Annotated in this window: 7 protein-coding genes; 5 read left to right on the plus strand and 2 right to left on the minus strand. The window is 62.3% G+C overall.

Annotated elements, in window-relative coordinates:
- Positions 1-301 precede the first annotated feature (301 nt).
- The 3 genes from WAN71_RS09365 to WAN71_RS09375 all read left to right on the plus strand — a co-directional run bounded on the left by WAN71_RS09365 (position 302) and on the right by WAN71_RS09375 (position 1,787).
- A complete protein-coding gene (locus WAN71_RS09365) occupies positions 302-607 on the plus strand; it encodes a hypothetical protein (protein WP_422225064.1) in 306 nt (101 codons plus the stop codon).
- A 291-nt stretch (positions 608-898) separates the two neighbouring features.
- Positions 899-1,195: a GH25 family lysozyme gene (locus tag WAN71_RS09370; RefSeq protein ID WP_422225065.1), complete on the plus strand. Its 297-nt coding sequence runs from the start codon at positions 899-901 to the stop codon at positions 1,193-1,195.
- Positions 1,167-1,787, plus strand: coding sequence for a hypothetical protein (locus WAN71_RS09375; RefSeq protein ID WP_422225066.1), 621 nt, complete (start codon positions 1,167-1,169; stop codon positions 1,785-1,787). The genes WAN71_RS09370 and WAN71_RS09375 overlap by 29 nt, the downstream gene beginning before the upstream one ends.
- Positions 1,788-1,797: 10 nt before the next feature.
- Here WAN71_RS09375 and WAN71_RS09380 read toward each other — a convergent pair whose 3' ends face one another.
- Positions 1,798-2,436 (minus strand): FKBP-type peptidyl-prolyl cis-trans isomerase, encoded by a 639-nt coding sequence (locus WAN71_RS09380; protein ID WP_422225067.1) that lies wholly within the window; start codon positions 2,434-2,436, stop codon positions 1,798-1,800.
- 295 nt (positions 2,437-2,731) lie between these two features.
- The gene (locus WAN71_RS09385) at positions 2,732-3,181 is read right to left on the minus strand and encodes a hypothetical protein (RefSeq protein WP_422225068.1); all 450 of its coding nucleotides are present in this window, start codon (positions 3,179-3,181) and stop codon (positions 2,732-2,734) included.
- A 102-nt stretch (positions 3,182-3,283) separates the two neighbouring features.
- On the opposite strand from WAN71_RS09385, the gene WAN71_RS09390 reads away from it, so the two are divergent.
- On the plus strand, positions 3,284-3,946 hold the full coding sequence (locus WAN71_RS09390; RefSeq protein WP_422225069.1) for a TetR/AcrR family transcriptional regulator: 663 nt from the start codon (positions 3,284-3,286) through the stop codon (positions 3,944-3,946).
- Between the two features lie 727 nt (positions 3,947-4,673).
- The gene (locus tag WAN71_RS09395; RefSeq protein WP_422225070.1) at positions 4,674-5,102 is read left to right on the plus strand and encodes a cellulose-binding domain-containing protein; all 429 of its coding nucleotides are present in this window, start codon (positions 4,674-4,676) and stop codon (positions 5,100-5,102) included.
- The last annotated feature ends 67 nt before the right edge of the window (positions 5,103-5,169 follow it).

The raw sequence follows: 5,169 nt of genomic DNA on the forward strand, positions 1-5,169 counted from the left end.
GCGATCAGCAGGAAGCCACGACCGTACGCGTTCGCCTCGATGAGGCACGCATGGAGAAGCTGCTCGCAGAACACAATCCGTTCGTTGGCGTTAGTTGACAGGGCGCGAGGGTCACGCCGATCGGGCCGAACGGATGATCGAGTGTGAAGACGAGGTACAGGAGCAAGGCAAGCGCGGCGGTGACGGCGCTCACCAGAACCGCAGGTGAGCCGCGTCAAGTCTCGAAAACGTCGAATGCTGTTCAACATCTCGTCGGCTTGGATCGGCTGTCAGGAAAGCAAACAGCCTAAAATGCCCCGATATGAGCACTCCTGTGAGCACGCCTTCGCCTGGGCCGGGCTGGTGGCAGACATCAGACGGTAACTGGCACCCGCAACGGTGGGAAACCACCTTCACCTACTCCACGCACGAGTCGCTCCAGGCGGTGATAGAGGAGGCCGGCCGTCAGACACAGGCATACGGGGATCAGGGCTGGGAGATTGTCGGCTCCTCAGTTCAGCGTGTTCAGGTCGCCCACCACTTTCGAGATTATGACAAGGGCGGGGACCTGTTATTCGAATGGAGCATCGTCTCCACATTGAAACGACCCCTTCCGCCGCCCGGCTGAGCTGGCCCTAAACCACTTGTAGCACAGGTCATTACGGGGTTTACCGGTCTTGCGCCGTGTTCATCGGCAAGGCCGAAAGCGCGAAAGTCCGAGTGCACGGGCGTGTTGTTGGGCCACAACATCGCAATTGTCGCTACGGTAAACCGGGGCTCGTCAACGTCGGGGAGTTGACATCACCAGCCTGCGCCGACCGCTCGACGAATCGGCAATGCGGAGCAGCGCAGGTCACGTAGACGAGCCCAGACGTCCGTTGCCCAAACGCAATCCGCGACCATGGGGGAGAGCAGACCCGTGACCCTGTACGGCATCGACGTGGCCAGCTTCCAAGCGGGACTGAACCTTGCCGAGGTCAAGGCCGAGAGCTTCGACTTCATCATCGCCAAAGCGACCCAGGGCAGCGGCTATGTCGACCCATCGTGGGCTTCGTTTCGTGACGGCGGTGACGCCAACGGCCTCATCCTGGTTGCTTACCACTACGTCACCCTCGATGCGGCCGCCGCGCAGGCTGAAAACCTGGTCAGTGCACTCGGGGATACCGGCATTCCGGTGATGCTCGACTTTGAAGGCCGGCTCCGGCGATCTTGCTAACTTCTGGGCAGTCACCGACGCGATCACGGCCGCTGGCGCACACGTCGCACTGTCCTACATTCCGCGCTGGTACTGGCAGCAGATCGGCTCACCCGACTTGACCGGCGTTCCCGGACTGGTCGCGTCCGATTACGTCGACGGCAGTGGTTATGCCAGTGCGCTGTACCCCGGCGACGATTCCGGCTCCTGGATCGGCTACGGCGGCGTCGACCCGCTGATACTCCAGTTCACTGACGCCGCACAGGTCGCCGGACAAACCGTTGACGCCGATGCGTATGTCGGGACAGCCGAAGAACTTCAGCAATTGCTCGCGACAGGAGATGCCATGACACCCGAACAGGCTCAGCAACTTCAGCAGATCTGGGTTCAGCTCCTCGGCCCGACCGGTCAGGGCTGGCCACAGCTCGGTAACCGCACCCTCGTCGATGCCCTTTCCATCGTGCTCACCCAGCTCGTCGGCCAGGATGCGACCGGGTTCGCCGGCTGGCCGCAGACCGGCGGCCGTACCGACACCGACCTCATCGCGGCGATCGGCGCGGCGCTCAAGGTTCCCGACACCTTCGACACCAAGACCCAGAGCACCAACAGCTGAACGTCGGAGCTCAGCTCGAGGCGCTAATGATTTTGATGGCGAAGACCAGCGTGTCGCCTTTCTGGATCCCCGCTTGGGGCTGACCGTCGGGGTAGCCGTCCGCAGCGGTCATTGCGACACCGACGGTGGACCCGACCTTTTGTCCGGCGATCGCCTTCTGGAAGCCCGGCACGACGCCGTCGAGCGGGAATTGAGTTGGGCTGCCACGTTCGTAGGCGCTGTCGAACACACGGCCGTCACGTCCGTTGACGCCCATGTAGCAGACGGAAACTGTGGCTGTGGGTGCGACGACCGGCCCGTCACCGCCATGCAGTGTGTGCACCTCGGTCTGCGTCACGCTGAACGGTGATGTCACGTCGACGCGAGGTGCGGTCGTATCCGTCGATCCCGTGACCGCGACGCTGCCAGTTGTCCCCGTCAGCGTCCACTCGGGTGTACCGCCATTGCCCGGTGCTGCCGTGGGGCAGGTGCTGTCTGCGGTGGCCGGTTCTGTCGAACCCGGCGTCACCGCTGCAGTGACACCGGGCGTGCTCGCCGGCCCGGACGACGTGCTTGCCGACGGAGTCGTCTCATGGGAGCTGCACGCAACGAGCGTCACCACAGTCGATGCAGCACAGACCACGAGCGCGATGAAAGAATGCAGACGCATGGAGTTCACCGTTGTGACGCTACATCCACGTCGCGCGATCCTTGCCAGTAGCCCCCGAGGAGGCCCCAAAACCACTGGGCCACTGTGTAACACGGTTCCCGCTTACCGGTAAAGCCGCATATTCGATCTCTGCGTATTCAACGGTTCGCTGCCCGGGTGGTTGGGGAGCGGTGGGTGGATGCCGGGAGCTAAGGAGCACATGGGAGCGAAGCGGGGGTGCCTGGCTTCACGGTCCGATGCGCGTTTGCTGGATTTCGCGGTGGCACCTAGTCTGCAAAACGGTTCGGGATTCGAACTATTGCTGGATACTCGCGCGGGTAGGTGCGCTGGTTTTGATGGGTGGAAACCAGGGCGCTCCTCGCAGAGGGCGGTAGTCGGCGACGGCGAAGGCGGTTGCAGCTGCCGAGATCAGCGCGACGAAGACGCCGGGCTGACGGGTGGCATGTTCGGGAAAGTCAAAGGGAATCAGCCAGGCGAGCAGCAACATTGAAGTGGTGTTGAGTAAGTCGGTTGCGGCGATAAGCGATAGATCCGGGCGGCCCGCGCCGTATTGCCCGCCGGTGATCGCCGTGACGATCCCGAACACGCCAGCGATCAGGAACAGCACGGCGGCCACTGTGTTGAACTCCCAACCGGTGCGATTGACGCCCTGAACGCCTGCCCAGGGTAGAAAGAGCGCCAACATCAAGGATGCGCCGCCGACGCCGGCGATCAGCCGTCGGTATACGGGCGTTTTAGCAGCCATGTCGCTCCTCCGTGTGATCGAGGCAGGTAGCCCGCCTGAGTTGCCATAACAATCGTTATTCCTAGTCAGGAACATAACGCTTGTTATGGCATCATGTCAATGATGACTTCGACCGACACCGCGTTGAGCGCCCGGGACCGCCTCGTGGCCGCCGCTTTGGCCGTGCTCGAAAGAGACGGACCGGCGGCGATTCAAGCGCGAACACTGGCTGGCGAGATCGGCGCGTCCACGATGGCGGTCTACACGCACTTCGGGGGCATGCCCAAGCTGATCGAGGCGGCGATGCGAGAAGGGCTTGCGCGCTTCGCCGAGCACACGCGCGGGGTGCCCCACACCGACGACCCGATGGCTGATCTCATCGCTGGCGGACTGGCCTACGGCGAGTTCGCGATGCAAAACCCGCAGCTGTACCGGTTGCTGTTCGGACTCACCGAACTAGGCGGAATCCATAAGCCCTCAGCCGATGGGGGCACACCGTGGGATCTCGCCGAAGGAGTCGACGCACTGTCGGTGCTGGTTACTGCCGTCGAGCGCGTCATCGAAGCCGGGCGGATCCGACCGCAGCAGCCGACCCCGGCGGCTACCCAGATCTTGAGTGCCACCCACGGATTCGTACTGCTGGCGATGAGCGGATTCATCAACTCCCAAGGGCTGCAGGATGTGATGGCCCCATTGGCGGTCAACTTGATGGTGGGTCTCGGCGACACGCGCCGGCGCGCCGAACGTTCGTTGGCCGCCGCGATCAGAGCGCGCACATCTCAGTAGCCCAAACATCAACGGGGTAACCCCGCAAGCGGATCGCCGCCATGATGTGTGGTCTGGAACATCACCGTGGCGCCAACACTGGGTAACCCGCCACGAATAGCGGCCCGAGCCATCGGTCCCCCGGCTGGGGAGCGGCATTATTGGCCCCGCCGGGGGACGGACACAACGCAAACCGTCACATTCTGTGCGGCACTGATTGCTCGTCTCGTGCCCTCCTCGGTAGCCAAGGCCTTATTCGGGGCACCGCCACGATAGCTCGCTTCAGATAGCGCCGAATGCCGTTGTAGACACGCGCGTTACAACGTTCCACTTTGGTGAGCAGTTGGCGGTAGCTCGAATACTGTTGTCCTACAGCAGATTAACGAATCTGCAGGGGTTTACTGGTAACCCGCCATATTCGATCCCGCCGTATTCCTGCTCATGCGGTCGCCGTCGAACCGTGAGCGGCGCTGACGGGGGAGTGCGGTCGATGTTGCGATACCGGCCGGCCGCGCCCTAGGGGTGGTGCGCGAGACCGCCGTTTGCTGGCGGCTGAACGACTCCGCGCCCCCGATGAGGCTGGCGTTCTGGCTTTCCCCGTCCGCAAGTTCGCGTTCGGCGGGGCCGATACATGGTTCAGGGTGGATCGAGGCTAAAATCTCATGACGGTTTCAGTTGAGCAAAGGTACTGCAGCTTACCCGCGATGCGAGGGCCGATATCGCCTGTTTGGCGTTAGTGTTGGCTGCTATGGCCGGACTGGACAATTACGTGAAGCGCTGGCGCACAGCGCTTCACGTAACCGTGTCGGCATTGATAGTTGCCATCCTTGGACTCGCCATCACCCCCGTAGCTCATGCGGCTGCGGCCACGGCGACGTTGTCAGTGACATCGACGTGGCAGACCGGTTTTATCGCCCACTTCACCATCACCAACTCGGGCACGGTGCCGCTAACCGATTGGAAGCTTCAATTCGACTTGCCGGTGGGAGAATCCGTCTCGCACACGTGGAATAGCACCCTTGCACAATCTGGCACGCACTATGTTCTCACCCCCGCGAATTGGAATCGAATCATTGCACCCGGTGGTTCAGCCACAGGTGGTCTAAGAGGCGTGCTGACCGGTTCCTACTCGCCACCGTCGAATTGTCTGCTCAACGGGCAATATTTTTGCACCTAGAGGCGACTGCGCACTGAGGCTCGGCCACTCCGAACGACCCTCTTGGGTATCGACTAGTTCGATTAAC

Origin of the sequence: Mycobacterium sp., assembly GCF_049280035.1 — a bacterium.
Classification (GTDB): domain Bacteria; phylum Actinomycetota; class Actinomycetes; order Mycobacteriales; family Mycobacteriaceae; genus Mycobacterium.

What these genes read in the sequence shown, in the direction of transcription:
- WAN71_RS09395 (WP_422225070.1), top strand. Translation starts at nt 4,674, where the DNA reads ATGGCCGGACTGGACAATTACGTGAAGCGCTGGCGCACAGCGCTTCAC.
- WAN71_RS09390 (WP_422225069.1), top strand. Translation starts at nt 3,284, where the DNA reads ATGACTTCGACCGACACCGCGTTGAGCGCCCGGGACCGCCTCGTGGCC.
- WAN71_RS09365 (WP_422225064.1), top strand. Translation starts at nt 302, where the DNA reads ATGAGCACTCCTGTGAGCACGCCTTCGCCTGGGCCGGGCTGGTGGCAG.
- WAN71_RS09385 (WP_422225068.1), bottom strand. Translation starts at nt 3,181, where the DNA reads ATGGCTGCTAAAACGCCCGTATACCGACGGCTGATCGCCGGCGTCGGC.
- WAN71_RS09380 (WP_422225067.1), bottom strand. Translation starts at nt 2,436, where the DNA reads ATGCGTCTGCATTCTTTCATCGCGCTCGTGGTCTGTGCTGCATCGACT.